Genomic DNA, 25,621 nt, shown 5'->3' with positions numbered 1-25,621 from the left:
GCCGTGTTACCGGCTGGGTTTCGTTGACCGTCGCGGGGGCGGCGATCAGGCCTCGGCGTCTTTCTTGTACGCATCCACCGGGATGCAGGCGCACATCACGTTCTTGTCGCCGTAGACGTTGTCCACGCGTGCCACCGGCGGCCAGTACTTCTGCTGCTTGAGGCTGGGCAGCGGGAACGCGGCCAGCTCGCGCGGGTAGGCATGCGTCCACTCGCTGGCCGACACCTGCGTTGCGGTATGCGGCGCGTGCTTGAGCGGGTTGTCTTCGCGGTCCAGGCGGCCGTCTTCGATGGCGCGGATCTCTTCGCGGATCTGGATCATCGCGTCGATGAAGCGGTCCAGTTCGTGCTGCGATTCGCTTTCGGTCGGTTCCACCATCAGAGTGCCGGCGACCGGGAAGCTCAACGTCGGTGCATGGAAGCCGAAGTCGATCAGCCGCTTGGCGATGTCTTCGGCGCCGATGCCGCTGGTCTTCTCCAGCGGGCGCACGTCGAGGATGCACTCGTGCGCCACCAGCCCGTTGCGGCCGGTGTAGAGCGTCTTGTAGTGCGGTGCCAGGCGCTTGGCAATGTAGTTGGCGTTGAGCAATGCCACTTGCGTTGCCTTGCGCAGACCGGCGCTGCCCATCATGGTCACGTACATCCAGCTGATCGGCAGGATCGAGGCAGAGCCATAGCTGGCTGCGCTGACCATGCCCACGTCGCCTTCGCCGCCCAGCGTGCGCGGCAAGAAGGGCGCCAGATGCGACTTCACCGCGCACGGGCCCACGCCCGGGCCGCCACCGCCGTGCGGAATGCAGAAGGTCTTGTGCAGGTTGAGGTGCGACACGTCCGAGCCCCACTTGCCGGGCTTGGCGACGCCGACCAGGGCATTCATGTTGGCGCCGTCGGTGTAGACCTGGCCGCCATGCGCATGCACTGCTTCGCAGATGGCCACCACGTCTTCTTCGAACACGCCGTGGGTGGACGGGTAGGTGATCATCAGCGCCGCCAGGCGGTCGGAATATTTTTCCGCCTTGGCGCGAATGTCATCCACGTCCACATTGCCGTTGGCATCGCACTTGGTCACCACCACGGTCATGCCGCACATCTGCGCCGAAGCCGGGTTGGTGCCATGCGCCGATTCGGGAATCAGGCAGATATCGCGATGCGCTTGCCCGCGCGAACGGTGATAGGCGCGGATCGCCAGCAGGCCGGCGTATTCGCCTTGCGCGCCGGAATTGGGTTGCAGGCTCACCGCATCGTAGCCGGTGCATTCGACCAGCATCGCTTCGAGTTCGCCGATCAACTGCGCGTAGCCGGCGGACTGCTCGGCCGGAGCGAGCGGATGGATGGCGCCGAATTCCGGCCAGGTCACCGGGATCATCTCGGCGGTGGCGTTGAGCTTCATGGTGCAGCTGCCCAGCGGGATCATGGTGCGATCCATCGCCAGGTCCTTGTCGGCCAGCGAGCGCATGTAGCGCAGCAGTTCGTGCTCGCTGTGGTGGGTGTTGAAGACCGGGTGGGTGAGGAACGGAGTGGTGCGCAGCAGGCCTTGCGGCAGCGCATCGGCCGTGGCCGCGTCCAGCGCGTCCACATCGGCCGTGGCACCGAACAGCTGCGCCAGCGCAACCACGTCGGCGCGCGTGGTGGTTTCGTCCAGGCTGATGCCCACCGCCTCGCTGTCGATGGCGCGCAGGTTGATGCCAGCCGCACGCGCACCGGCGTGGATGGCATCGGCATCGATCGCCTTGACGTGCAAGGTGTCGAAGAAGCGCTCGCCAACGGTGACACTGGCGCTGCGCAGTGCGGCCGCCAGGATCGCCGCCAGGCGATGGGTGCGGCGCGCGATGCGGGTCAGGCCGTCGGGGCCGTGGTAGACCGCATACATCGACGCCATCACCGCCAGCAGCACCTGCGCGGTGCAGATGTTGGAGGTGGCCTTTTCGCGGCGGATATGTTGCTCGCGGGTCTGCAGGGTCAAGCGATACGCCGGGTTGCCGGCGGCATCGATCGACACGCCGATCAAACGGCCGGGCATCGAGCGCTTGTAGGCATCGCGGCACGCCATGAACGCTGCATGCGGGCCGCCAAAGCCGAACGGCACGCCGAAGCGCTGCGAGTTGCCGACCACGATGTCCGCGCCCCATTCGCCCGGAGCGGCGATCAGGGTCAGCGCCAGCAGATCGGTGGCCACCGCGACCAGGCCGCCTTGCGCGTGCACGGCGTCGGCCAGTGCAGCGTGATCGCCGATATGACCGAAGCTGTCCGGGTACTGCAGCAGCACGCCGAAGCACTCGGCCTGCAGCGCTTCTTCCGGCGTGCCGACACGCAGCACGATGTCCAGCGGCTCGGCGCGCGTGCGCAGCAGTTCCAGCGTCTGCGGATGCACTGCGTCGTGCACGAAGAACGTGGTGGACTTGGACCTGGCCGAACGCTTGGCCAGGGTCATCGCCTCGGCCGCGGCGGTGGCTTCGTCCAGCAGCGAGGCGTTGGCGATCTGCATGCCGGTGAGGTCGGCGCACAGGGTCTGGAAGTTGATCAGTGCTTCCATGCGGCCTTGCGAAATCTCGGCCTGGTATGGCGTGTAGGCGGTGTACCAGGCGGGGTTTTCCAGGATGTTGCGCAGGATGACCTTCGGCGTGTGGGTGCCGTAATAGCCCTGGCCGATGAAGTTGCGGAACACGGTGTTCTTGTCGGCGATGGCGCGGATCTTGGCCAGCGCTTCTTCTTCGGTGATCGCCTCGGGCAGCGCCAGCGGCGCCGGCGACTTGATGTTGCCCGGCACGATGGCATCGGTCAGCGCATCCAGGCAGGCATGGCCGACCACGTCCAGCATCTGGGCGATTTCCGCGTCGTTGGGGCCGATATGGCGCTCGACGAACGCGCTGTGGTGTTCGAGGTCGCGCAGGGAAGACGGGGTCTGGGACATGGCGGGCATCCGGGGTAGGGGCAGACGAATGGTCGACCCGCACCACGGCCGGTTATGACACGCATGCGCGCACCACGACCTGCCGCAGCAGCGGTCTTCCTCGCGCCCCTCTGTCCTTTTGCCTGAGAGTTTAAAAACGCGGCCTGGCGCGTGGCCTGCCTGCGTTTCGTGCCCCTTCGGCGCCGGCATCGGCCGGTCTCTCCAGAGTTGTACTGCGGATGGTATCGGGCCTGAGCGATTACGGGCTGTTGCGCCTTCGGCAGCGGCAGTGCCGCTTCTCCCACCGTGTTGCGGGCCGATTATAGCGTGGCTGCCGGTTGCCCGGCGCGCCCGCGCGCACCCGTCTGCCTGCCGGCTGCACTTGGGTTTGCTTAACCTTGCCGGCGCAAGCGCCTATCATCGGCGGCCGTGTGCGCATGCCGGTGCCGCAACAAGCGGACGCCGGCGCGCACCCCATGCACTACCGCCGCGGACCCCTGAATGCCCCCCACCACGCCTTCCACCCGTCGCATGGCGCTGCTGCTGGCCGGGCTGGCGATGTTCGGCCCGTTTTCGATCGACACCATCTTCCCGGCGTTCTCGCAGCTTAGCCGCAGCCTTGCGGTGGACCAGGTGGCGATCCAGCAGACCATCAGCGTCTATCTGCTGGCGTATGGCCTGATGAGCATCGCGCACGGGCCATTGTCCGATGCCTGGGGCCGCAAGCGGGTGATCCTGGGCGGGCTGGCCTTGTTTATCGCCGGCTCGATCGGATGTGCACTGTCGCAAGACTTGCCCACGCTGCTGGCATTCCGCGCGCTGCAGGGCCTGTCGGCCGGCGTGGGCATGATCGTCGGGCGGGCGGTGATCCGCGACCTGTTCCATGGCCCGGACGCGCAGCGGCTGATGAGCCAGGTATCGATGATCTTCGGGATCGCACCCGCCATCGCGCCGATCATCGGCGGCTGGATCCTGCTCAGTGGCGGCGGCTGGCCGTTGATCTTCTGGTTTCTGGTGGTGTTCGGCCTGGTGCTGCTCATCGCAACCCTGACCTGGCTGCCGGAGACCCATCCGGTGGAGGCGCGTACGCCGCTGCAGTTCAGGTGCCTGTTGCAGGATTACGTGCGTATCGGCTTCAACCCGCGCTTCCAGCGCCTGGCCGCGGCCGGGTCGTTCAACTTCGCCGGCATCTTCCTGTACATCGCCTCGGCGCCGGTGCTGATCATGCAGCACCTGAAGCTGGGCGAAGGCGATTTCGCCTGGCTGTTCATTCCCACCATCGGTGGCATGACGCTGGGCTCGTTCCTGTCCGGGCGCATGGCCGGGCGCATGCAGCCGGTGCGGCAGATCCGCATCGGCTTCATTTGCTGCGGGGCGGCGGCGCTGGTCAATCTGGCCTATACCGTTGCGGTGGCGCAGATTGCGCTGCCATGGGCGGTGCTGCCGATCTTCCTGGCCGGCGTGGGCATGGCGCTGATCTTCCCGATCCTGGCGCTGGCGGTGCTGGACATGTACCCGCAGCAGCGCGGCCTGGCGTCTTCGCTGCAGGCCTTCACCCAGTTGATGACCAATACGGTGGTGGCCGGGGTGCTGTCGCCGCTGCTGAGCGAACATCCGCGGCATCTGGCGATCGGCATGACCGGTTTTTTCTTGCTGGGCTGGCTATTCTGGCGCTGGGAGCGCCGCAGCGGCCGCCGTCTACGGCACCGCCAGGCCACCGAGGCAGTGCCTCTGGAGCCGGCCGACCATCTCTGACCTCACAGGAGCCTGCATGTCCACCGATTCCAAGTTGCGCCGCGATGCCCGCAAGCGCGCCGCCGAGCGCCAGCGCAACCAGGCCGCCGCCAATCCAGCGCCGGTGTCCCCGATCGAACCGCATGCCGAACTCCGCGACCAGCAACGCACCCTGTTGGCCGGCATCGTCCGTCGCGACGGCGAATGGGTGCTGGGCATGGACGGCCGCATCGCCGGCGAAAGCACCAGCGCCGCCCAGGTGCTGGCGCTGATCATGCGCGCGGCCGAGTTGCACGAACGCCAGGGCACCCCGGTGCGGCTGACCTACTCGGACGCCCTCAAGGACGCCGCGCACGCCGAAGCCCGTGCCGACGGCATGGAGTTCGAGCAGTTCAAGACCAGGTTGAGCGAGCGGTTGCAGGGCGGCACCAAGCTCAATTGAGCCGGGTCGCAGAAGCGCGTTCAGCGACAAGGCGTCTTGTCATTGCCGCGATCCGGCAATGACACGGGCAATGCGTGTCAACGAGCTGCAGCAGGCGCAGTCTTCGTTGTAGCCGGAGTGGCAGCCGTTGCCTGCCACCCGCACATCTGCCCCTGATTCTGCTGCTTCAGCCAGTCGCTCATCGGCGCGAAGTATTCCAGCATCGGGCCGGCATCGAGTTTGTCGTTGCCGGTGAGTTCCTTGAGCGTGGTCTGCCAGGGTTGGCTGGAACCACGCTGCAGCATCGACCAGAACTTCTGCCCGGCGTCCTTGTTGCCGTAGAAGCTGCATTCGTACAGCGGCCCCTGATGGCCGGCGGCCTGGCACAGGCCTTTGTAGAACTGGAATTGCAGGATATGCGCCAGAAAATAGCGCGTGTACGGCGTGTTGCCCGGCACGTGGTACTTGGCGCCAGGGTCGAAGAATTCTTCGCCGCGCGCGCTGACCGGCGCCACGCCCTGGTACTTGGCTTTGAGTTCCCACCAGGCCTGGTTGTAATGCTCGGGCGTGATGGAGCCGTCGAACACGCCCCAGCGCCAGCGGTCGATCATCAAACCGAACGGCAGGAACGCCACCTTGCTCAGCGCCATGCGCATCTGCGAATTGATCAACGACTCGCGGCCGGTCTGTTGCTCGCCCACCATGCCGATCGATTGCAGGTATTTGGGCGTCATCGCCAGCACGATGGTGTCGCCGATCGCTTCGTGGAAGCCATCGTTGGCGCCATTCTGGAACAGCGGCGGTAACGGGTTGTAGGCCAGGTCGTAATAGATGTGGCCCAGCTCGTGGTAGATGGTGGTGAAGTCTTCTTCGGTCGGTTTGATGCACATCTTGGTGCGCACATCCGCGCCGATGTTCTGGTTCGCCTCGCCGCCCATGTTCATGTCCCAGGCGCTGGCGTGGCACACCACGTCGCGGTCCAGCGGCTTGATGAACTGCGAGCGCTGCCAATAGGTGTCCGGCAGCTTGGGCATGCCCAGCGATGTGTAGAAATCCTGCGCGCGTTCGGTCATCTGCTTGGCGGTGCGCAGCTGCGCTTCGCGTTCGGCGTTGAAGCGTGCGGCCGCGCCACCATCGCCACCGGCGTTGCGTGCCAGCACTGCGGTGAGGTTGCCCTGATACTGCTTTTCCAGCGCGGAGGTGATGTCCAGATCGCCGGCCCCCGGGTAGGGCTGCAGCAGATCCCATAGATTGCTCCAGTCCTGCTGCCACATATTGCCCATCAGATGGGCCGGCAACAGGCCGCCGGCGACCTCGCCCTTGTCTTTGCCGTATTGCGTGTCGAGTTTGCCGCGCGCATAGCACTGCAACTGCGCATACAACGGTTTGACCTGTTCCCATAGGCGGTCGGTTTCGCTGGCCAGTTGCGCCGGCGGCATGTCGTAGCCGCTGCGCCATAGCAGCCCGACGTCGGCGAAACCCAGCCCGCGTGCGCCCTCATTGGCCAGCTCGACGAAGCGTTGGTAGTCCTTGCGCATGGGTTGCGCAGTGCTGTGCCAGCCCTGCCAGGCGTCGAGTTGCTCGTTGTAGTCGCGGCTGCTGGCCAGCACTTGCTCCAACTCGCCGAGCTGGCGGCAGCGGCGCTGCTCGCCTTCGCCCACGCAGTAGCTGCCGGCGCCGTAATCGCCTTCCATCTTGGCGGCGATGCGGGTGAGTTCGGCCAGCTTGGCCGGGTCGCGCGGTGCGGGCAGGGCACTCATCAACTTGAGCAACTGCAGCGCACGCGCACTGTCGGCCGACATCGGTGTGCCGGCGTACTGCTTGGATTGTTCGATCCACCGATCCAGCTGCGCCAGCGAGCGTTCGTTGGCCTTGGCCGCCAGCAACTGCGAATCGCCGTTGATATAGGTCGACGACAGCCACTGCGCAGCGGTGGTTTCCGGATAGGCCGCCTTGTATTCGGCGCTGATGCGCGCAACGAACTGGTCGGCGCTTTCGGCCGGCGCGGTCTTGGTCGCGACAGGTTTGTCCGGTGGTGCCGCATCCCGGTGGCAGGCCGACAAGCTCAAGGTGCCGGCAGCCACGGCCAACGCCAGCAACAGCAAACGAGGATTCACGGGTGGTCCTTGCAGTGAAGTCCGGCGAAGGCTAGAGCGCGCCGGGTTTCAGGGCAAGGGGCAGCGCCCGCCACGCATGCGATGGGGCGGGCAGAGGCAGGCGTTGGCGATCAGCGCAGCGTGGTGCCGGTGCACTTGGCGAACAGGTCGCGCTCGGGCGCATAGACGCTGGTCTTGACCTGCATCAACCCAAGCACAGACGGGAACAGCGCATCCTGATCGGTGTATTGCCCTGCACGGTGGCGCAGGCAGGCTTCATCCAGTCCCCGGTCGCGCGCAAACTCGGGCGAGAACCACATCACCATCGGCACATGGGTCTGCTCCTTGGGCGCGATGGCATACGGGACGCCGTGCAGGTACAGGCCTTTTTCACCGAGCGATTCGCCATGATCGGAGAGATAGATCATCGCCGTGTCGTAGTCCGCCAGGCCGCGCAGCGCATGGATGGCCTGATTGAGGAAATGGTCGGTGTACAGGATCGAATTGTCGTAGGCGTTGACGATGTCCTGGCGGCCGCAGCTGCCCAGGTCCGCGGTCTTGCACACCGGTTTGAAGCGTTCGAATTGCGCCGGGTACCGCTCGAAGTAGCTCGGGCCATGGCTGCCCAGCTGATGCACCACCACCACGCGGTCGCCAGGCTTTGCGCGCACCTGCGCAGCCAGATCGCTCAGCAGGATCTCGTCCATGCAGCGGCCATCGGCGCACAGGCCCGGTGTGGTGGCATCGTCCAGCTTCTGGATCTCCAACCCGTCGCACACGCCCTTGCAGCCGGACTGATTGTCGCGCCACAACGTCGAGATGCCAGCGTGCTCCAGTACATGCAGGAACGACTGATGGCCACGGATCATGTCTTCGTTGTAATCGCGACGGCCGTAAGGGGAGAACATGCAGGGCACCGAGACCTCGGTGCTGGTCCCGCACGAATGCATGTCGGGGAAATTGATCACCCCTGCCTGTGCCAGCTCCGGCGTAGTCTGCCTGGCATAGCCGTTGAGACCCCAGTTCTGCGCGCGTGCGGTTTCGCCCAGCACCACCAGCAACAGGCGCGGGCGGCTACCCGGCGCGCGCGGTGTTGCCGTGGCGTCGTGTTCGATCGGCTGTTTGGGCGCGCGCTTGATCGGCGATTCGGATTTGAGGTTTTGCCGCAACGCCACGATGTAATTGATCGGCGTGGCCAAATAACGCACTTCGCGATGATTGCGCATCAATGCCGAAATATCCTGCGACGAGAGCATGGCGCCAGCAGCGCCGACCACCGCCACCACCAGCAGGAACCCCAATCGCACCAGCACCGTCTTGCCCACGCTGCGTGCGCGCAAACGTGTGCGCCACAGCAATGTGGTCGGAATCAGGAAATAGCACACCAGTGGCAGGATCAGACCCGGCGTGAGCAACTCGCGCGATTCCTTGTGATCGGTATGCAGCACGTTGCGCAGCATGTCCGCATCCAGATAGACGTTGTAGCTGTCCATGTAGTGCGCGGCCAGGGCTGTGGTGAACAGCAGCAGCGTCAGCAGCGGCTTTGCATTCCAGCGCCAGACCAAAATGCCCAGGAGTAGCGCATGCACGGCCACCAGCAACGCCATCAACGAGATCGCAAACCCGATGCTGCCCGGATGCGTGGCCATGGCTGTGCGCCAGAACAACTGATTGCACACCAACGCGAAAAACAGGCTCGACAGCAGCACCAGCGCTTCGGTCGACACCGTCGGCCGCGTACTCCATGTGAGCGCGCGCAGGCCACTACGCTTGCGCGGTTCCGGCAACCAGGTACTCATGCTGCATCCCCCGAGAGCAACATCAATCCAAGCGCGCGACGCGGCCTTTGCAGCATCACGCAGTACAGGGCAAGTGCGCTCACCCAGCACAGCGCCAGCGACCACAGGTCGTGCGAGAGAAAATGCGCGCCGCGCAGTTGTTGCGCAACACCGAAAATGAGACCTGCTGCCAAGCCTATGAACAAACCTGCAAACCGCCATGCAGGACGGAGCGCCAGCGCACAAAAATACAGCGCCACCCACGCATAGCCAGCGCTGGCATGGCCGGCGGGAAAGCAACCGGACGCGGCAATACCGTGGCGCGATTCGAATAGCCCGATCATCGCTTGCGTACCGCCATAGCGGCTCAGATCCCACGGGCAATCCATCGCCGTCCACGACTTGAGCAGCGACACCAGCGAAGTCGACAGTGCGACGGAGGCGGCCAGGTAGGTCAGCGGCCAGCGCAGCACCTTCAGGCGTGGCCTGCACCACGCAACAATGGCCAGCACCAGCACGCCGACTCCGGCTGCCGTGCTCAACCATTTACCCACGCGGTGGATCACGCCACTGGTGAACCAGTGGTCCTTGAGTAGCCAGTGCCCGCCTTCCAGCCGATACAACGCATCGGCAACCCATTGGTCGCCACCGGCGCCCATCAGCAGCGCGCTCGCCAACAGGACGCAAGCCAGGGGCAGCCACAGATGGCGCACAAGGAAGTGCGTCTCCATGCCGCTGGCGGTATGCGCCACGGTCGGCGCACGGATGGGAAGCGTTGTCATCGAGATGGCGGCCTGTGTCAATGCCCGACATCTTCGAAACCCGGATGTCGGAAAGCTGTCGGACCGGGGTTGCTCGGCCGTTAATCCGCCACCAAGCGTTCAGTCTGCATCGCCTTCGCTACCGGTTTGTTCGGCGTCGGACGCGGTGGCGATGCAACCGGCATGCCATGCCGTGCCCGGCAGCAATTGCCATTGATTGCGATTGGACTCGCCGATATCGATGCGTTGCGCCGGATCGATACACGCCGGCACCGCCTGCTTGAGCACGAACAGCCAGCGGGTGTGCGGCGCTTGCGCAAGCCACGGGCCGGCCTTGGCCCATTGGTCCTGCCAGCTCGCCTTGAAGCCGAAATCGGTGACCGGGCGATCGGCCTGCAGTAGGTTCTGCTCGCGCCAGGCCAGCATGCCCAGCTCTGCGTCCGGGCCGATGCGCTGGCCCACGCGCTGCATCAAACGTGCGGACGAACTGTAGGGATCCAGCGCCGGCATCAACCCCAGTCCGGACACCGTCCACAGCGTTGCAGTCATGACCACCAGCGCGGCGCCCGCGCGTTTACCGCGCGACCATGCAATCGCGGCCAGGCCGACCACGCCCAGGCCGATCAACCAGAAACCCACCGACTGCAGCGAGGCAAGCTCCATGCCGCGCTTCACTGCAGTGTTTTCGGCCCAGTGCAGATGCAGCGTAATGCCGCCGCCCAGCACCAGCCCGGCGATGGCAAGCAGCAGCACATATCCGGTCAGCAGCATTCGCACGCCGCGCCGGCGCAACAACCCGGCCAGCAAGGGCGCCGCGGCAACGCACAGCGCCGGCAGCATCGGAAAGATATAGACCTCGCGCTTGCCCGGGCTGGCGCTGAAGAACAGCAGCACCAGCATGCTCCAGGCCAGCAGCAGCACATAGCGTGGGTCGCCGCGGCGCAATCGCCTCCACCAGGCCGGCAGCAGCCACGGCAACAACAGGCAGCCGGGCAGCCACAAGGTGGCGATCACCTGCAGGTAGTACCAGAACGGTTTGACGTGATGCCAAGCGTGCGCATAACGCGTGCCGGTCTGCTTGAACAACAGCTCGTGCGCGTAGGCATGCAGCTGCGGGTCGTCGCTGTGCCACAGCGCGATGCCCAGCGGCCCCAGCCACACCGCGGTACCGGCCAAGAAAGCCGGCAGCACCAGTCCCCAGCTGCGTCCTGCCAGCGCGCGCGCCGGCAACACGCTCCAATGCGTACGCCGCAGCGCCATCCACGGCAGCAACAGCAGCAGCGGCAGAAAACCGACGCCCTTGGTCACCGTGCCGACGCCGGCAGCAAACAGGCCCAGCGTCCAGGCGCGCCAGTCCGGCCCGCGCAGCAGGTGCCGCAGCATTCCCCACAACGACAGTGTGGTCAGCGCCACCAGCACCATATCGATCTGCGCACGCTTGGCCATCAGGCCGAACTGCAGCACCGTGAACAAGGCCAGCACCGGATAGGCCGCCACGCGCCGAGTCCACAGCCGGCGCGCGATATCCCAGGTCAGCCACAACGTGGCCAGCGCAGCCAGCAGCGACGGCAGCAGGAAGGCCACCGGCCAGTGCGCTATCAGTTCGTAGGTTGCCGCCTGCAGCCACATGAAGACCGGTGGTTTTTCTGCGTACAACTCGCTGCCACGGTGCGGCAGCAGCCACTGACCGGTCTCGACCATGGTGCGCGCGGCCAGCACGAAGCGCGGCTCGTCCGGCGGATTGGGTTGGCGCATGCCCAGCCCGGCCAGCAGGCTGACAACGATCAACAGCAACGCCACCAGCAGCGCGCGCTGGCGGGATGAGGAGGCAGCGATGGCAGGCGACACGCGCACGCCCTGAGTAAATGCGGGCAGACACTATCTGGCAAGTGGGTCGGAATTTTGTCGGAGCCGAGCCCGCGTGGTCGCGCATCGCAGCGCAGGCATCGTCGTGCGCGGGTGCTGGAGCGCAACCGATTGGAAGGCCGTACCGGCGATACCGGTTGCGTTTGGCCGGCCTCGGTTAGGATGCGCACACTGTGCCTGCCGGGCCGTCCTGGAACCCCGCTCATGCGGCTGCTGGTCATTGAAGACAACCGCAATATGGTTGCCAACCTGTTCGACTATTTCGAAGCGCGCGGGCATACCCTGGACGCTGCGCCCGATGGCGTCACCGGCCTGCATCTTGCGACCACCCAGCATTACGACGCACTGATCCTGGACTGGATGATGCCGCGCATGGATGGACCGGAAGTGCTGCGCCGGCTGCGTGAGCAGCACCATTCCGAGCTGCCGGTGATCATGCTCACCGCACGCGACGAACTGCCGGACAAGATCGCCGGTTTCCGCGCCGGCGCCGACGACTACCTGACCAAACCCTTCGCGTTGCCCGAGCTGGAGGTGCGCATCGAAGCCTTGCTGGCGCGTGCGCACGGCCGTCGCCGCGGCAAACTGCTGCAAGTGGCCGACCTGCGCCTGGATCTGGCCACGCTGGAAGCGACGCGCGCCGGCCAGGTGCTGCACCTGTATCCGGCCTGCCGCAAGTTGCTGGAAGTGCTCATGCAGGCCAGCCCGGCCGCGGTGACGCGGCAACGCCTGGAGCAATCGTTGTGGGGCGACGACCCGCCCGACGGCGACATGCTGCGCTCGCATATCTACGAGTTGCGCCGCAGTGTGGACGGCCCGTTCGCGCAAAAACTGATCCATACCTTGCCGCGGCTCGGCTACCGGCTGGCGCAGCTGGATGCGGCCGATGCGCCTGGCGCTGGCGACTGTAGCGATGTCTAAACAGCGCCCGTTGGGTCGCCGCGTGCTGGTATGGTTGTTCGGCTACACGCTGTTGATGACGCTGGCGGTGTTCGGCACCGCGCAGTACCTGCACGAACGCGCCGAACACGGCGTGTGGCGCTCGCTGCTAAATTCCGAACTGGACAGCATCCTCGAGCGCAGCCTGCAGGATCCGGATTACCGTTGGCAGGACTCGGACACCTTGCGGCTGTACCGGGTCGACGACGTCGCGCGCACGCCGCCGGTCTTGCGCACCCTGCATCCCGGCTTGCACGACGGTCTGGAGATCGCTGGCCGCCAGAGTGCCGTGATGGTGCGCGACACCGCGCATGCCGGCCGCCTGGCCCTGGTGCTGGACATTACCGATTTCGAAGCGCTGGAAAAATTTCTGACCCGCTGGATGCTGGCCGCTGGCATCGCGCTGATCGGCATCACCTTGCTGATGGGCGCCTATGCGATGGCCCGGCTGGTGCGCCCGCTGGTGGAACTTGCGCGCGACATCGGCGCGTTGCGTCCAGAGCGGCGCGCGCAGCAGATTGCGGTCGGGCCACAGGGCAGCGCCGAGCTGTACGTGATTGCCGATGCGCTCAACGATTATCTCGAGCGCAATAGCCAGTTCGTCGACCGTGAGCGGGCTTTCATCGACAGCGCCAGCCACGAATTACGCACGCCCATCGCGGTGATCGGCAATGCGGTGGAGCTGGCGCTGGACCAGCCCGGCACGCCGCCGGCGGTGCGCCACCAGCTGCAGCGCATCGCGCAGACCAGCGCCTCGGTCGAGCAGTTGATCACCTTGCTGCTGGTGCTGGCCAAAGATCCTGGCCGGCTGGTGCGCAGCAGCGATGCGTTGCGGCTGGATCAGTTGCTGCCGGACATCGTGGCCGACCACACGCACCTGTGCGCCGACAAGGATCTGCAACTGGTCGTGGCCCCGCTGCCGCCGTGCAGCGTGGTCGCCCCGGTCGCCATCGTGCAGACGGCCATCGGCAACCTGCTGCGCAACGCCATCCAAAACAGCGACCGCGGCATCATTCGCATTTCGCTGTCGGCGCCCGGCGTGGTCTGCATTGCCGACCCTGGCCATGGCATGACGCCCGAAGAGATCAGCGCCATCTACACGCGCCTGGCGCGCGGCAACGTCCGCCAGGGGAGCGGCATCGGGCTGGAACTGATCGGACGCTTGTGCGAACACCTGGGCTGGCATCTGCAGCTGGATTCCAATGCCGGGCAGGGCACGGTGGCTACGCTGGATCTCTCCGGCGCCACGGCAACGGGATCCTGAGGGCGATCACTTAACCGACTGCACTCACGCCAGGCGGTGCGTCCGCTATTCGATACTGCAGGTGCCACGCGTCCGCCGCGGGTCCTGCGAAGGCGCCACAGCGGCCCGATGCCTGTTCGCTGCAGACGCTGCTCGCTGCGGGTGGGCCGCCGCCTGAACGCGCCGCGCAAGCTCAGGCAGGCAACAGGCCGCGTGCGTCCAGCCAGCTGCGCGCGTTCTCCGCGTCCTGCTCGAACCAGGCGCGCGTGGAGCCCAGCCGATACGTATAGCCCCAGCTGTCCATGTCCGCCATCAGGCGCGCGCTGCCTACACCAGGCAATTGCTCGGCCAGCAGGATCTGCAGGTAACAGGTGGCGTCTTCTTCCTCCACCGAATCGGTGGCGTCGGTATGCACCGCAGCGCGTTTTTCCGCAGGCAGCACGATCAGATGCCCGGCTTCATGCAGCAGCGAATGCACCGGCGTGTCGTCGCGCACATACACATCGCAGCCGATGATGCCGGCTTCCGGTTCGCCCCAGAAACTGCCGGGAATCGCTGCACCGGCCCCCACGCGATGCAGGCGCAGGCCATAGCGCGCGAGCAGGGCGGCGGGTGCGTCCAGGCCGATATCGGCCACGCACAGGACATCGGCAGCGCTGGGTGTTGCGGAAGTGGCGGTCGTCACACGCAATGGCTCGCGGTCGGGTCACATGCGACAACGGCACCCTGCGAACGCGGTGCCGTCGTTTGCGCTTACTTGTCGCCGTCTTCCGGCAGGGCGACCGAAATATCCAGCACGTCGTGTTCGCCATCCTTGACCAGATCCACACGGACCGCATCGGCATCGATGTTGACGTACTTCTTGATCACTTCCAGCAACTCGCGCTGCATCAGCGGCAGGTAATCCGGCCCGCCGCGGTGGTTGCGCTCCTGCGCAATGATGATCTGCAGGCGGTTCTTGGCCGTCTCGGCGGTGTTCTTCTTGCTCTTGAGAAAATCGAGCAGGCCCATGCTTACCCTCCGAACAGCTTGCTGAAGAAGCCTTTCTTCTCCACGGATGTGAATCGCATCGGGCGCTCCTCGCCCATGATGCGGGCGACTGCGTCGTCGTACGCCTGGCCAGCCGGGGATTCGGCATCCAGGATCACCGGCTCGCCCTTGTTGGAGGCGTTGAGCACGTCGCCGGATTCGGGAATCACGCCGATCGCCTTCAGGCCCAGGACTTCTTCCACGTCGGTGATGCTGAGCATCTCGCCGCCTTCCACGCGGCCCGGGCTGTAGCGGGTCAGCAGCAGGAACGCCGGCACGGCCTTGCCTTCTTCGGCCTTGCGGGTCTTGGAATCGAGCAGGCCGATGATGCGGTCCGAGTCGCGCACCGAAGACACTTCCGGATTGACCACCACCACCGCGCGGTCGGCGAAGTACATCGCCAGGAACGCGCCTTTTTCGATACCGGCCGGCGAATCGCAGACGATGTAGTCGAAGCCGTCGGCGGCCAGGTCCTTGAGCACCTTTTCCACGCCTTCCTGAGTCAGCGCATCCTTGTCGCGGGTCTGCGAGGCGGCCAGCACGTACAGGTTCTCGAACCGCTTGTCCTTGATCAGCGACTGCTTGAGCGTGGCTTCGCCGTGCACGACATTGACGAAGTCGTACACCACACGCCGCTCGCAGCCCATGATCAGGTCCAGGTTGCGCAAGCCGACGTCGAAGTCGATGACCGCCACCTTCTTGCCGCGCTTGGCCAGCCCGCAAGCCAGGCTTGCGCTGGTGGTGGTCTTGCCGACGCCGCCCTTGCCGGAGGTGACTACGATGATTTCAGCCAAAGGATTTCTCCGAATATTTCTGTGGTTGGGCCGCGTCAATCAAGCGCAGCGATCTTGATCTGATCCTGCTCCAGCCAGACCTGGACGGCCTTGCCACGCAGGTCCATGGGAACATCGTCCAGCACCTTGTAGTGGCCAGCGATGGCAACCAGTTCGGCGTGGAAGTCGCGGCAGAAGATGCGCGCGTCGGGGTTGCCCTGCGCGCCGGCCAGAGCGCGGCCACGCAGGGTACCGTAGATATGGATGCTGCCGTCGGCGATGACCTCGGCCCCGGCACCGACCGTACTGAGTACGGTCAGGTCGCAGTTCTCCGCGTACAGCTGCTGACCGGAACGCACCGCGGTGCGCTGCATCCGGCCCGGAGCCGGTCGCGCGGCCGGCGGTGCCGGTTCGGCACGTACGGGCGGCGGCGGTGGCGGCGGGCTGACCGCGGTCGGCTCGTACTGCGCGCGAAATTTGGCCAGCAGCGGCACGCCCAACTGCTTGGACAGCAGGTCGATCTCGCTGGTGCCGTAGGCCAGCGCCACCGGCAGCACGCCGGCATCGCGCAAGCCGTCCAGCAGGGCCTTGGCCGTGGACAGGTCCGGCACCTGCGACAGCCCGCCGAAATCCAGGATCACCGCCGCACGGCCGAACAACTTGGGCGCGCGGGTCACGCGTTCGCGCATTTCCTGCACCAGCCGCGGCACATCCAGGGTGCGCACGCGCAGGTTGGCAATCCCCACTTGGCCGATCTTCAGCTCGCCGGCCTGTTCAAAATCCACATTCACACTTGCCACAACTCAGCTCCCCGTCGATGGGCTAGCGGTGGTGGCGGCATGACGCGGCCGTCCCACCCACGGCAAGTGGTCGGGCAACTTGCCGCCATAGGTCTCTTTGACCCACCGATAGCTGCACATGTCCTTCATCAGCATGCTGGCGCGCACCTCCACATCGGGCATGGTGTTCTGGCCAACCTCGCGGAAGCCGAAACTGCCATGGAACAGCAAGGCCGCATCGGCGCCATGGTCCAGGAACACCTCGCACGCCAGCTGCGGGTAGCGCAGCTCGGTATAGCTCTGCACATCGGCATAGAACGCCCGCCCGACGCCGCCGCCGCGGCGGCGGCTGGCGACCACGATGCGGTCGATATAGAAGAATTCCGGGTAACGGTCCCGGAACCAGGCGAAATTGCTGCTGTCGTGCGCACTGCCGCTTCCGAAACCGACCAGAAACCCGGCCAGGTTACCGTCGCGCTCGGCGACGCGGAAATACTCGGCCTGCTCATAGAAACGTTGCAGCTTGGTTGAATCCAGCGGCAGGATCGCCAGTCCGGCATTGTTGTTCAGGGCCAGGACGGAATCGAGCTCGTGCTCGCGCACGTCGCGGATGACGATCGACATTGGGACTCCGTGAGGTAACGCGTCGACCCGAAATCGGATCTGCGTTGGATTATTACATGCGTGGCCTGAAGCGGCGACCCAGCGCATGCGATCGGCCGGCGCGCGGCAGGTGCCGGCGTGCAACGGCGCGCCAGCACAGGCGCTGTGCGGGCCCGACATCCGCGACCCGTGCGCGCGCAGCATGCATGACTTCCGGCAAGAGGGCAGCGCGCTCGCTTACGCCTAAGATGCGGACATGTTGGGATACCTCAGTCATACGCGCGTCCTGCGCTTCGCCGGCCTGTTCACCTGGGCGATGATCGTCATGCCCTTGGTGTACACCTACTGGCCGCCGGCCGAAGAGGGCGACCACCGCAGCGTGGCCGAGGCGGTGATGATGTCGGCATTCTTCATCGGCTTCGGCGCCAGCTACTTCTGGTTGACCCGCGGCTTGAACAGCGGCGGTCACGCGCACTGGTACGACCGGTTGATCCTGTTGCTGCTCACCATCTGCGCGCTGGCGGTGAGCTATCTGAGCGGAACCGGACTCGGCAGCATCCTGATGATGGTGGCGGCAGGGGTGATCCCGTGGCTGCTGCCGCTGCGCGTGGGCGTGCTGTGGCTGGTGCTGAGCCAGCTGGCGGTGCTGCCGGTGTTCTACTACCTGCGCCCGGACTTCACCCTGTTCGCGGCGCTGATGCAGTCGCTGTTGTATGGCGGATTTTCGATGTTCATCTTCGTCACCAGCCTGGTGGCCCGCCAGCAGACCGATGCGCGCGAAGAGCAGCGCCGGCTCAACGCCGAACTGCGCGCCACCCGCGCACTGCTGGCCGAGAGCGCGCGCATCAACGAGCGCACCCGCATCTCGCGCGAGCTGCACGACCTGCTCGGCCACCACCTCACCGCGCTCAGTCTCAACCTGGAAGTGGCCGGCCACATCACCGAGGGCCAGGCCCAGGAGCATGTGCGCCAGGCGCACACGCTGGCCAAACTGTTGCTCACCGATGTGCGCGAGGCGGTCAGCCATCTGCGCGACAGCGGCGCGATCGACCTGGAAGCGGCGCTGCGCCCGCTGGTGACCCAGGTGCCGTCGCTGGATATCCACCTGGATATCGCCCAGCCGCTGACCCTGGACGACCCCGAGCGCGCCCACGTGCTGCTGCGCTGTACCCAGGAAATCATCACCAATGCGGTGCGCCATGCCGGCGCGCGCAACCTGTGGATCCAGGTGCGCCGCGATGCCGATACGGTGCTGATCGACGCCCGCGACGACGGCCACGGCGCCGATGCGGTCGCGCCCGGCAACGGGCTGCGCGGCATGCGCGAGCGGCTGAACCAGTATGGTGGGCAGCTCGAAATTCAAACCCGGCGGGGTGAGGGCTTTGGCCTGCGCATCGCCGTTCCAGGCGCGCCGGCACTGATGCCTGCGGCCGTGACCCAAGGAGTGTTGTGATGATCCGTGTGTGCCTGGTCGACGATCAAACCCTGGTGCGCCAGGGGATCCGCTCGCTGTTGGCGCTGGACGACGGCATCGAGGTGGTGGCCGAGGCCTCCGACGGCAAGCAGGCGGTGGAGCAGATTCCGCAGATCCAGCCGGACGTGGTGCTGATGGACATGCGCATGCCGGTGATGTCCGGACTGGAAGCGCTGCAGATGCTCTCGCGCAACGGCGCCCTGCCGCCGACGATCATCCTGACCACCTTCGACGACGACCAACTGGTGCTGGCCGGGCTCAAGGCCGGCGCCAAGGGCTATCTGCTCAAGGACGTTTCGCTGGAACAGCTGGTCGGCGCCATCCGCACCGTCGCCGACGGCGGCTCGCTGGTGCAGCCGGCGGTGACCCAGCGCCTGCTGTCGGGCTTGGAGCACATGCGCAACGAGTTCGTCAGCCTGGACCGTCCCGATCCGCTCACCGACCGCGAGACCGAGATCCTGCGGCTGATGGCGAGCGGGTTCTCCAACAAGGAAATCGCCAACTCGCTGGGCGTGGCCGAAGGCACCATCAAGAATCACGTTTCCAACATCCTCTCCAAGCTCGGCGTACGCGACCGCACCCGCGCGGTGCTGAAAGCGTTCGAGCTGCAGCTGGTGTGAGCTCGGCGCCGCGCCCGCCTGCAGCAGGCGCCGGACTCGCATTCAGGCCGCTGCAGCGTCGGTCGGACCGCGAGACGGGCGGCCCATGCCGCCTGGCAGCGGCAACATCACACGCACGCAGCGCGTGATGTGCATGATAGCGGCGCGCAATCGCCCAAGCCCTTGTGCAGGTTGGGATTGCGCATCCCCCAGGCGCCGCGTTACGCGGTGAATGACACCGCAAGACCGCGCTACCCGTCGCACAACTGAACATCTTTCTCGAAGCCTGCTAGGATGGTGGCTTCGCTTCACTCAACCCGGCCGTGGGATCGGCCCCGGAGACCTCCTGAATGACCCGTATTATCGAGTTCCTGATCGCCTTGGGGATCGTGGCTGGCTTGTTTGTCGTGGTGGGCTTGGTGTTGCCCTCGGAGCGGCAGATGTCCGAGAGTGTTGAGACCAACCGCAGGATGACGATTGTTTACGACACCGTGAACAGCTTCCGTCGTTTCAAGGATTGGAACCCGCTTGTGCTGCGTGACCCGAAGATCCAGCTGAAGCTGGCCGGCCCGGAAGAAGGCAAGGGTGCACGCGTCGAATACAGCTCCACCGAGGGCTATATCGGCAACGGCAGCTGGGAGATCACCAACAGCGTCAAGAACGAGCGTGTTGAGATCGCAATCGAAGATCCCACCAAGGGCTACGACAAGGTCACCAATTTCACCCTGGTGCCGACCGGCAAGAACAACAAGAACGTCAAGATCACCCAGGATTACAGCGTCAAGTACGGCTGGAACCTGTTTGGTCGTTATGCCGGCCTGTACGTCAGCCGCCATGTGGGCGACGACCTGAAGCTGGGTCTGTCGCGTCTGGCGACCGCACTGGCCACCGTGCCGAACTTCGACTACCGCGCCGAGCTTGACGGCAAGCCGGTGTTGAGCGACCTCAAGATCGTCGATGTGCCGGCCGAGGACCTGTTGGTCGTCACCGCGGGCAACATCGATCGTGACAACGAGACGATCAAGAAGTCGATCAAGGACAACCAGGAGTGGATCAAGCGCGTGATGGATTCCAACGGCCTTGAGGCGGTTGGCCCGGTGCGCATCGTGACCACCGACTTCGCTTCCGACAAGTACGCCTTCGACGTGGTGCAGCCGGTGCGCAAGCGCGCTGGTGGTGCTCCGAAGACCGATGCCAAGGCCGACGCCAAGAAGGACGACGCGGCTGCTGCGGCACCCGCCGATGCAACCCCGGTGGCTGCAACGGGCGAAGAGCTGAAGCTCAACATTCCGTCCGAGGCACCGGTGAAGTACCAGCGGGTTCCGGCGCACCGTTCGGCATTTGCGACCTACGCAGGCCATATGGCCGGCCTGGATGCAGTGCGTAACTCGCTGCGTGCCTGGGCCGCCACCAGCGGCATGGACGTGACCGATCGTCCGTACGAATCCTGGAAGGGTGGCGTGGACAAGTCGTTCACCCAGGACGGCACGTACGACGTCTACTGGGCCATCAAGTAATCGTCTCACCACGATGAGCTGATCCAGACGAAAACGCGCCGCAGTCTTGCGGCGCGTTTTTTTTTGCGCTGCGGCGCTGTCACGGAAGTTGCCTGCATGTCTTTGCTCGATCGTCGTAAGAAACACCCCTCGCTGCTGGCCTTCTGCGGCGGCCTGCTGGCGGCCATTGCCGTCGGTCTATCGGCCTATGCCTCGCACGGCGTTGCCGATGCGGTGATGCAGTCGCGGCTGCAGGTGGCGTCGTTGTATGCGTTCGGCCATGGCGCGGTCCTCACCGTGCTGGGCGCCACCGAAACGCGCGCACTGGGCCGGGCGGGCTTGTACCTGCTGTTGCTCGGCACCTTGCTGTTTGCCGGCAGCCTGGTCGGGGGGGCGTTGCTGCAGTGGCCGACCACCCTGGCGCCGGTCGGCGGAGTTGGCCTGATGCTGGGCTGGGTGGTGCTGGCCATTGGTGCGTTGAGGCGCTGAGCATGCCGCGCCATGCCCGCGGATTCGATGTGGAGGCTGCGTTCGCGCACGTGTCCCGGCGCGATCGCGCACTGGGTGCGTGGATGAAGCGCATCGGCCCGATCGCCCCGCAACCGGGGTGGCACAAACCCTTCGACCCGGTGGACGCGCTGGCACGCGCCATCCTGTTTCAGCAACTCAGCGGCAAGGCGGCTTCGACCATCGTGGCGCGGGTGGAAGTGGCGATCGGCGCGCAGCGGCTGCATGCGGACACCCTCGGTCGTATCGACGATGCGGCGCTGCGTGCCTGCGGCGTTTCGGGTAACAAGGCGCTGGCCCTGCGCGATCTGGCACGCCGCGAAAGCGAAGGCGAGATTCCCTCGCTGCGCAGGCTTGCCTTCATGGACGAGGAAGCCATCGTGCAGGCACTGGTGCCGGTGCGCGGCATCGGCCGCTGGACGGTGGAAATGATGCTGATGTTCCGCCTGGGCCGCCCGGATCTGCTGCCCATCGACGACCTGGGCGTGCGCAAAGGGGCGCAGCGCGTGGACAGGCAGGAGCAGATGCCCACCCCCGGGGAACTGGCCGCACGCGGCGAACGCTGGGGCCCGTACCGCACCTATGCCGCGTTCTATCTGTGGAAGATTGCCGACTTCAGCGTGGCAACCAAGGTGCCGACACCGCGTTCGCAGGAGTAGGGCGCTCGCATGCGGGGCAGACGCGACGGGCGGTTGGGTCCAGCCGGGTTGCGTGGCGCATGACGTTCGGCCGGCTCATCGCGCCGACCAACACCAATGCCACGGTTCGTAGACGATGCCATGCGGGTTGTTGCGTGGATAACTCAGGCGGTAGCCGAACGCGTGCGCGTGGCTGCACAACCAGGCGAATGCGGGCGTGGCTTCGAAGGACTCTTCGGCCGGCGGCTCGCCCGGTGTGCCCAGATCCAGTGCGTCGCCGCTGTGGTGTTCGCTGAAACCCGGCGCTGCGTTGACCGTCAGGATCTGTTCCAGGGTAAGCCCGCGCGCGAACTTGCGCTCGAAGATGCCCAGTTGGTAGTCGTGGCTGCGGTAGCCGGAAATCGCATCGAGCACGATGTCTGCGCGCAGCGCAGCCGCGCGCATCTGTCGCCATGCGCGTGCAGCGCTGGCACTGAGCCACAGCGGGCGGCCGAAGCGATCGCGTCCGGCAAACTGCAGTGCGGCCGGTTCGGCCATCAACTGCAGGCCGGTCCGTTGCACGTAGTCGTCGGCGGCGAGCCCGAGCTGGCTCAGTCGGCGCTGCAATCCGTCGATTGGCAGCGTGGCGTCGTGTACCTGGCCGATGCGGCCGGTTGCGGTCTGCAGACGGTCCAATGCTTCGTCCAGGCCAGGCTCGCGTGCCAGCCGCGGGATCAGCGGCATCAGACCCTGCGGAAGATGTGCAGCCAGATAGCGCCCATCGCATTTGCGTCGCAATAGCCAGTCGGCCTGTGCCAGCACACGTGCATCCGCATTGCCGCGCGCGCGCAGCAGATCGGCCGGCCACAGCTCGATCGCGCTGGTATTGAGGAGTACACGTTGAAGATGACGCATCTACGCAGCTTAGCCGTTGCCAGGTGAGCGCTGCCAGTCCAGCCAGGCGCTGTGACCCCGCGCCGATCCGGACCGGGGAACCGCTACACCGGTGCGCAGTCGCGTCTGGATGATCGGCGGCGCATGATCAATTTTCGGATTTTTCTTTTTCGCCCTGCGGCTTCGGTAGCCGGCCAGCCTTGCGTAACGCATCGCGCAGCACGTATTCGATCTGCGCATTGAGGCTGCGCAATTCGTCGTCGGCCCAGCGCTGCACGGCGGCCAACACATCGGCGTTGATACGCAGCGGGTAGGCTTTTTTTTCGCTCATTTGCCGTCTCTGCGGCCGCCGTGACGGCGCAGGTGCAGCACCATCGACACGATCAACGCGTTGACGCCGACGAGCATGCCGATCACCACTGCATAGATGCCGGCGCGGTTGTCGCCAGCCCAGTACAGGCATGCGGCGCCGACCAGAATCACCAGGCTGATCAACGCCCAGCGCAGGCCCAGCCCGCGTGCGCGGTCGTCATCGTCGGCGCCGATGGACGCGGCGATGGCCAGCGCGGACAAGCCGGAAAGCGCAACCACCAGGGGCACCATGACATTCATCGGATCGATCTCAAAGTGGCTGACGCAACGTAAGCGAGCGGTCGCCAGGGGGGGCGTGGAGGGCGCGCCCACAGGCGCAGTGTACGAGTGGCCGATTCCGAACAGTGGCTGCGCCCTTCCGGCGGTGAGAGCAGGCCTCCTGTTGGCTGCCCTCAGTACAACGAGCCGGCGTTGACTACCGGTTGGGTGCCGCGATCCGAGCACAACACGGTAAGCAGGTTGCTGACCATATGCGCCTTGCGCTCTTCGTCCAGCTGCACCACGCCATTCTTCTGCAACTCCGACAGCGCCATTTCGACCATTCCCACTGCGCCGGCAACGATGCGCGAGCGTGCGGCGATGACGGCATTGGCCTGCTGGCGCTGCAGCATCGCCTGGGCGATTTCCGGCACATAGGCGAGGTGGCTGATGCGCGCCTCGATCACATCCACGCCGGCCTGGGTCAGGCGCTCGTCCAGATGCCGCTTGAGCTGCTCGCTGATTTCGGCCGGATGGCTGCGCAGCGAGATCTGGCCGTCGTCGTGCTGGTCGTACGGATAGCTGGTCGCCATCGCGCGCAGCGCCGCTTCGGACTGGATATGCACGAAGCTTTCGTAGTCGTCGACGTTGTAGACCGCTTCGGAGGCATCCAGCACCTGCCATACGATCACCGCAGCGATTTCGATCGGGCTGCCATCCAGCTCGTTGACCTTGAGTCGTCCGCTTTCGAAATTGCGCACGCGCTGGCTGACGCGACGCTTGGCATAGAACGGCACATTCCAGCGCAGGCCAGCGTCCTTGACGGTACCGACGTACTTGCCGAACAGGCTCAGCACCGCTGCCTGGTTGGGCTCCAACGTATACAGGCCGGCCAACATGAAAATGCACGCCGCCGCGATCGGCACCGCGGCGATGAACGCCCCTGGCGTGACGCTGGTGCTGGCCATCATCGTCAGAACGTACCAGGCGGCAGCGAGGAGGCCGGCGCCTGCGACGAGGACGACGGGAATGCCGGGCAACGAACCGATCGGCTTCTCTTTCATGAGCGCGAGTCCTTGTGGAATGGTGAAAAGATATCAATGTGATATCAGTTAAACAATAGCCGTTCGTCGGCGTGGCAGTGGGCAACCGTTAGAATGGCGGCCCCTCTCGCTCTGGACCGCGCTCATGACCACTCTCGGCACGCCGTTATCGCCTTCCGCCACCCGCGTGTTGTTGTTGGGCTCGGGCGAACTGGGCAAGGAAGTGGCGATCGAGCTGCAGCGTTTCGGTGTGGAGGTGATCGCGGCCGACCGCTATGCCAATGCACCGGCGATGCAGGTGGCGCACCGCTCGCATGTGCTGGACATGCTCGACCCCGCCGCGCTGCGTGCGCTGATCGCCAGCGAGCGGCCGCATCTGATCGTGCCGGAGATCGAAGCGATCCATACCGAAACCCTGGTGGCGCTGGAACGCGAGCAAGGCCAGAAGGTCATCCCGACGGCGCGTGCCGCGCGCCTGACCATGGACCGCGAAGGCATTCGCCGCCTGGCAGCCGAAACGCTGGGCCTGCCTACTTCGCCGTATCGCTTTGTCGATACCGTCGAGGAGTATCGCGATGCAATTGCCGCGGTGGGCTTGCCGTGCGTGGTCAAGCCGGTGATGTCGTCCTCGGGCAAGGGCCAGAGCACCCTGCGCAGCGACGCCGATATCGATGCGGCATGGGAGTACGCGCAGACCGGCGGACGTGCCGGTGCCGGTCGCTGCATCGTCGAAGGCTTCATCGATTTCGATTACGAAATTACCTTGCTCACCGTGCGGCATGCCGGCGGCACTTCGTTCTGCGATCCCATCGGGCATTGGCAGCAGGACGGCGACTACCGCGAAAGCTGGCAGCCGCAGCCGATGTCGGCCGCTGCGTTGCGCCGCTCCCAGCAGATCGCCAAGGCCATCACCGACGAGCTCGGCGGCTGGGGCCTGTTCGGCGTGGAGTTGTTCGTCAAGGGCGACGAGGTGTGGTTCAGCGAAGTCTCGCCGCGCCCGCACGACACCGGCCTGGTCACACTGGTCTCGCAGGAACTGAGCGAATTCGCGCTGCATGCCCGCGCCATTCTCGGCCTGCCGGTGGGCGCGCAGGACGGCGGCGTGATCCGTCAGGCCGGCCCCTCGGCATCGTGCGCGTTGCTGGCGCACGGCAATGGCGTGCCGGCGTTCGACAACGTGGCCGAGGCACTGCGCGACCCGGACACCGCACTGCGCTTGTTCGGCAAGCCCCGCGTGTACGGCCATCGCCGCGTCGGCGTCACCCTGGCGCGTGCGGACAGCGTCGATGCTGCGCGTGAGAAGGCGCGCGTAGCCGCTGCCGCGTTGACGATCCAGCTGCAGGCCTGAGCGCGTCAAGCCCGAAGCAGTGCAGCGCAACGCTGCATTGCTTCAACGCGCCAAGCGCGGCAGGCTTTGGTGCGCATTCTCACTGATGAGCCATGCCGCCAGCCGATCGGCCACGCGAGGCAATGCAACGCGATCGATTCACTACAAGCCGGGCTGCGCATC

At 65.6% G+C, this 25,621-nt stretch carries 24 protein-coding genes and 1 riboswitch; of the genes, 10 read left to right on the top strand and 14 right to left on the bottom strand.

Features of this window, described 5'->3' with window-relative positions; genetic code table 11:
• Positions 1-45 precede the first annotated feature (45 nt).
• Positions 46-2,919, bottom strand: a complete 2,874-nt coding sequence (gene gcvP / locus J7360_RS15905) for an aminomethyl-transferring glycine dehydrogenase (protein ID WP_176214954.1) — start codon at positions 2,917-2,919, stop codon at positions 46-48.
• Between the two features lie 91 nt (positions 2,920-3,010).
• Positions 3,011-3,125: riboswitch (glycine riboswitch) on the bottom strand.
• A 265-nt stretch (positions 3,126-3,390) separates the two neighbouring features.
• On the opposite strand from gcvP, the gene J7360_RS15900 reads away from it, so the two are divergent.
• Positions 3,391-4,644 (top strand): multidrug effflux MFS transporter, encoded by a 1,254-nt coding sequence (locus J7360_RS15900; RefSeq protein WP_099206606.1) that lies wholly within the window; start codon positions 3,391-3,393, stop codon positions 4,642-4,644.
• 16 nt (positions 4,645-4,660) lie between these two features.
• A complete protein-coding gene (locus J7360_RS15895) occupies positions 4,661-5,065 on the top strand; it encodes a hypothetical protein (RefSeq protein ID WP_003484384.1) in 405 nt (134 codons plus the stop codon).
• Between the two features lie 77 nt (positions 5,066-5,142).
• Here J7360_RS15895 and J7360_RS15890 read toward each other — a convergent pair whose 3' ends face one another.
• The 4 genes from J7360_RS15890 to J7360_RS15875 all read right to left on the bottom strand — a co-directional run bounded on the left by J7360_RS15890 (position 5,143) and on the right by J7360_RS15875 (position 11,533).
• On the bottom strand, positions 5,143-7,161 hold the full coding sequence (locus J7360_RS15890; RefSeq protein WP_209034209.1) for a M2 family metallopeptidase: 2,019 nt from the start codon (positions 7,159-7,161) through the stop codon (positions 5,143-5,145).
• 110 nt (positions 7,162-7,271) lie between these two features.
• The gene (locus J7360_RS15885) at positions 7,272-8,939 is read right to left on the bottom strand and encodes a phosphoethanolamine--lipid A transferase (protein WP_057658406.1); all 1,668 of its coding nucleotides are present in this window, start codon (positions 8,937-8,939) and stop codon (positions 7,272-7,274) included.
• A complete protein-coding gene (locus J7360_RS15880; protein ID WP_209034207.1) occupies positions 8,936-9,700 on the bottom strand; it encodes a phosphatase PAP2 family protein in 765 nt (254 codons plus the stop codon). The genes J7360_RS15885 and J7360_RS15880 overlap by 4 nt, the downstream gene beginning before the upstream one ends.
• A gap of 99 nt (positions 9,701-9,799) precedes the next feature.
• Positions 9,800-11,533: a glycosyltransferase family 39 protein gene (locus J7360_RS15875; protein WP_209034205.1), complete on the bottom strand. Its 1,734-nt coding sequence runs from the start codon at positions 11,531-11,533 to the stop codon at positions 9,800-9,802.
• 216 nt (positions 11,534-11,749) lie between these two features.
• Between J7360_RS15875 and J7360_RS15870 the strand changes: the two genes are divergently transcribed.
• Positions 11,750-12,466 carry a response regulator transcription factor gene (locus J7360_RS15870; protein ID WP_209034203.1) on the top strand — a complete coding sequence of 239 codons (717 nt, stop codon included), beginning with the start codon at positions 11,750-11,752 and terminating at the stop codon, positions 12,464-12,466.
• Positions 12,432-13,748, top strand: coding sequence for a HAMP domain-containing sensor histidine kinase (locus tag J7360_RS15865; protein ID WP_209034201.1), 1,317 nt, complete (start codon positions 12,432-12,434; stop codon positions 13,746-13,748). The genes J7360_RS15870 and J7360_RS15865 overlap by 35 nt, the downstream gene beginning before the upstream one ends.
• Before the next feature lie 172 nt (positions 13,749-13,920).
• Here J7360_RS15865 and J7360_RS15860 read toward each other — a convergent pair whose 3' ends face one another.
• From J7360_RS15860 to J7360_RS15840, 5 genes are all read right to left on the bottom strand, one after another.
• Entirely contained in the window at positions 13,921-14,412 is a 492-nt protein-coding gene (locus J7360_RS15860) for a hypothetical protein (protein ID WP_007967551.1), read from the bottom strand.
• A gap of 68 nt (positions 14,413-14,480) precedes the next feature.
• On the bottom strand, positions 14,481-14,738 hold the full coding sequence (gene minE / locus J7360_RS15855) for a cell division topological specificity factor MinE (protein WP_003484370.1): 258 nt from the start codon (positions 14,736-14,738) through the stop codon (positions 14,481-14,483).
• A 2-nt stretch (positions 14,739-14,740) separates the two neighbouring features.
• Positions 14,741-15,550 (bottom strand): septum site-determining protein MinD, encoded by an 810-nt coding sequence (gene minD, locus J7360_RS15850; protein ID WP_005930297.1) that lies wholly within the window; start codon positions 15,548-15,550, stop codon positions 14,741-14,743.
• A 35-nt stretch (positions 15,551-15,585) separates the two neighbouring features.
• Positions 15,586-16,329, bottom strand: coding sequence for a septum site-determining protein MinC (gene minC, locus J7360_RS15845; RefSeq protein ID WP_057658403.1), 744 nt, complete (start codon positions 16,327-16,329; stop codon positions 15,586-15,588).
• A gap of 3 nt (positions 16,330-16,332) precedes the next feature.
• Complete coding sequence (locus tag J7360_RS15840) at positions 16,333-16,932, bottom strand: GNAT family N-acetyltransferase (RefSeq protein WP_022559866.1); 600 nt, start codon at positions 16,930-16,932, stop codon at positions 16,333-16,335.
• Between the two features lie 235 nt (positions 16,933-17,167).
• On the opposite strand from J7360_RS15840, the gene J7360_RS15835 reads away from it, so the two are divergent.
• The 5 genes from J7360_RS15835 to J7360_RS15815 all read left to right on the top strand — a co-directional run bounded on the left by J7360_RS15835 (position 17,168) and on the right by J7360_RS15815 (position 21,646).
• On the top strand, positions 17,168-18,364 hold the full coding sequence (locus J7360_RS15835; protein WP_007967548.1) for a sensor histidine kinase: 1,197 nt from the start codon (positions 17,168-17,170) through the stop codon (positions 18,362-18,364).
• Positions 18,364-19,005 carry a response regulator transcription factor gene (locus J7360_RS15830; protein WP_005915638.1) on the top strand — a complete coding sequence of 214 codons (642 nt, stop codon included), beginning with the start codon at positions 18,364-18,366 and terminating at the stop codon, positions 19,003-19,005. Before J7360_RS15835 ends, J7360_RS15830 begins: the two co-directional genes overlap by 1 nt.
• Positions 19,006-19,334: 329 nt before the next feature.
• A complete protein-coding gene (locus J7360_RS15825; RefSeq protein ID WP_007967544.1) occupies positions 19,335-20,501 on the top strand; it encodes an SRPBCC family protein in 1,167 nt (388 codons plus the stop codon).
• Positions 20,502-20,597: 96 nt separating this feature from the next.
• Positions 20,598-20,969, top strand: a complete 372-nt coding sequence (locus J7360_RS15820; protein WP_003484359.1) for a DUF423 domain-containing protein — start codon at positions 20,598-20,600, stop codon at positions 20,967-20,969.
• Between the two features lie 2 nt (positions 20,970-20,971).
• Entirely contained in the window at positions 20,972-21,646 is a 675-nt protein-coding gene (locus tag J7360_RS15815) for a DNA-3-methyladenine glycosylase (RefSeq protein WP_057658401.1), read from the top strand.
• A 75-nt stretch (positions 21,647-21,721) separates the two neighbouring features.
• On the opposite strand, the gene J7360_RS15810 is transcribed toward J7360_RS15815, so the two are convergent.
• The 4 genes from J7360_RS15810 to J7360_RS15795 all read right to left on the bottom strand — a co-directional run bounded on the left by J7360_RS15810 (position 21,722) and on the right by J7360_RS15795 (position 24,132).
• Positions 21,722-22,519 (bottom strand): M15 family metallopeptidase, encoded by a 798-nt coding sequence (locus J7360_RS15810; RefSeq protein WP_057658399.1) that lies wholly within the window; start codon positions 22,517-22,519, stop codon positions 21,722-21,724.
• A 127-nt stretch (positions 22,520-22,646) separates the two neighbouring features.
• Entirely contained in the window at positions 22,647-22,829 is a 183-nt protein-coding gene (locus J7360_RS15805) for a hypothetical protein (protein ID WP_003484354.1), read from the bottom strand.
• Positions 22,826-23,110, bottom strand: coding sequence for a hypothetical protein (locus J7360_RS15800; protein ID WP_057658397.1), 285 nt, complete (start codon positions 23,108-23,110; stop codon positions 22,826-22,828). The genes J7360_RS15805 and J7360_RS15800 overlap by 4 nt, the downstream gene beginning before the upstream one ends.
• A 152-nt stretch (positions 23,111-23,262) precedes the next feature.
• Positions 23,263-24,132, bottom strand: a complete 870-nt coding sequence (locus tag J7360_RS15795; protein WP_209034199.1) for an SPFH domain-containing protein — start codon at positions 24,130-24,132, stop codon at positions 23,263-23,265.
• Positions 24,133-24,256: 124 nt separating this feature from the next.
• Between J7360_RS15795 and purT the strand changes: the two genes are divergently transcribed.
• A complete protein-coding gene (gene purT / locus J7360_RS15790; protein ID WP_057658392.1) occupies positions 24,257-25,459 on the top strand; it encodes a formate-dependent phosphoribosylglycinamide formyltransferase in 1,203 nt (400 codons plus the stop codon).
• The last annotated feature ends 162 nt before the right edge of the window (positions 25,460-25,621 follow it).

Source organism: Xanthomonas sp. D-99 (genome assembly GCF_017746145.1).
GTDB lineage: Bacteria > Pseudomonadota > Gammaproteobacteria > Xanthomonadales > Xanthomonadaceae > Xanthomonas > Xanthomonas cissicola.
Note: the sequence above shows the minus strand (reverse complement) of the source record. Positions and strands in the feature narration are given on the sequence as shown.

Coding starts and splice junctions, on each gene's coding strand:
- gcvP (WP_176214954.1), bottom strand. CDS start 2,919: ATGCCCGCCATGTCCCAGACCCCGTCTTCCCTGCGCGACCTCGAACAC.
- J7360_RS15900 (WP_099206606.1), top strand. CDS start 3,391: ATGCCCCCCACCACGCCTTCCACCCGTCGCATGGCGCTGCTGCTGGCC.
- J7360_RS15895 (WP_003484384.1), top strand. CDS start 4,661: ATGTCCACCGATTCCAAGTTGCGCCGCGATGCCCGCAAGCGCGCCGCC.
- J7360_RS15885 (WP_057658406.1), bottom strand. CDS start 8,939: ATGAGTACCTGGTTGCCGGAACCGCGCAAGCGTAGTGGCCTGCGCGCG.
- J7360_RS15880 (WP_209034207.1), bottom strand. CDS start 9,700: ATGACAACGCTTCCCATCCGTGCGCCGACCGTGGCGCATACCGCCAGC.
- J7360_RS15870 (WP_209034203.1), top strand. CDS start 11,750: ATGCGGCTGCTGGTCATTGAAGACAACCGCAATATGGTTGCCAACCTG.
- J7360_RS15865 (WP_209034201.1), top strand. CDS start 12,432: ATGCGCCTGGCGCTGGCGACTGTAGCGATGTCTAAACAGCGCCCGTTG.
- minE (WP_003484370.1), bottom strand. CDS start 14,738: ATGGGCCTGCTCGATTTTCTCAAGAGCAAGAAGAACACCGCCGAGACG.
- J7360_RS15840 (WP_022559866.1), bottom strand. CDS start 16,932: ATGTCGATCGTCATCCGCGACGTGCGCGAGCACGAGCTCGATTCCGTC.
- J7360_RS15835 (WP_007967548.1), top strand. CDS start 17,168: ATGTTGGGATACCTCAGTCATACGCGCGTCCTGCGCTTCGCCGGCCTG.
- J7360_RS15830 (WP_005915638.1), top strand. CDS start 18,364: ATGATCCGTGTGTGCCTGGTCGACGATCAAACCCTGGTGCGCCAGGGG.
- J7360_RS15825 (WP_007967544.1), top strand. CDS start 19,335: ATGACCCGTATTATCGAGTTCCTGATCGCCTTGGGGATCGTGGCTGGC.
- J7360_RS15820 (WP_003484359.1), top strand. CDS start 20,598: ATGTCTTTGCTCGATCGTCGTAAGAAACACCCCTCGCTGCTGGCCTTC.
- J7360_RS15815 (WP_057658401.1), top strand. CDS start 20,972: ATGCCGCGCCATGCCCGCGGATTCGATGTGGAGGCTGCGTTCGCGCAC.
- J7360_RS15810 (WP_057658399.1), bottom strand. CDS start 22,519: ATGCGTCATCTTCAACGTGTACTCCTCAATACCAGCGCGATCGAGCTG.
- J7360_RS15805 (WP_003484354.1), bottom strand. CDS start 22,829: ATGAGCGAAAAAAAAGCCTACCCGCTGCGTATCAACGCCGATGTGTTG.
- J7360_RS15800 (WP_057658397.1), bottom strand. CDS start 23,110: ATGAATGTCATGGTGCCCCTGGTGGTTGCGCTTTCCGGCTTGTCCGCG.
- J7360_RS15795 (WP_209034199.1), bottom strand. CDS start 24,132: ATGAAAGAGAAGCCGATCGGTTCGTTGCCCGGCATTCCCGTCGTCCTC.
- purT (WP_057658392.1), top strand. CDS start 24,257: ATGACCACTCTCGGCACGCCGTTATCGCCTTCCGCCACCCGCGTGTTG.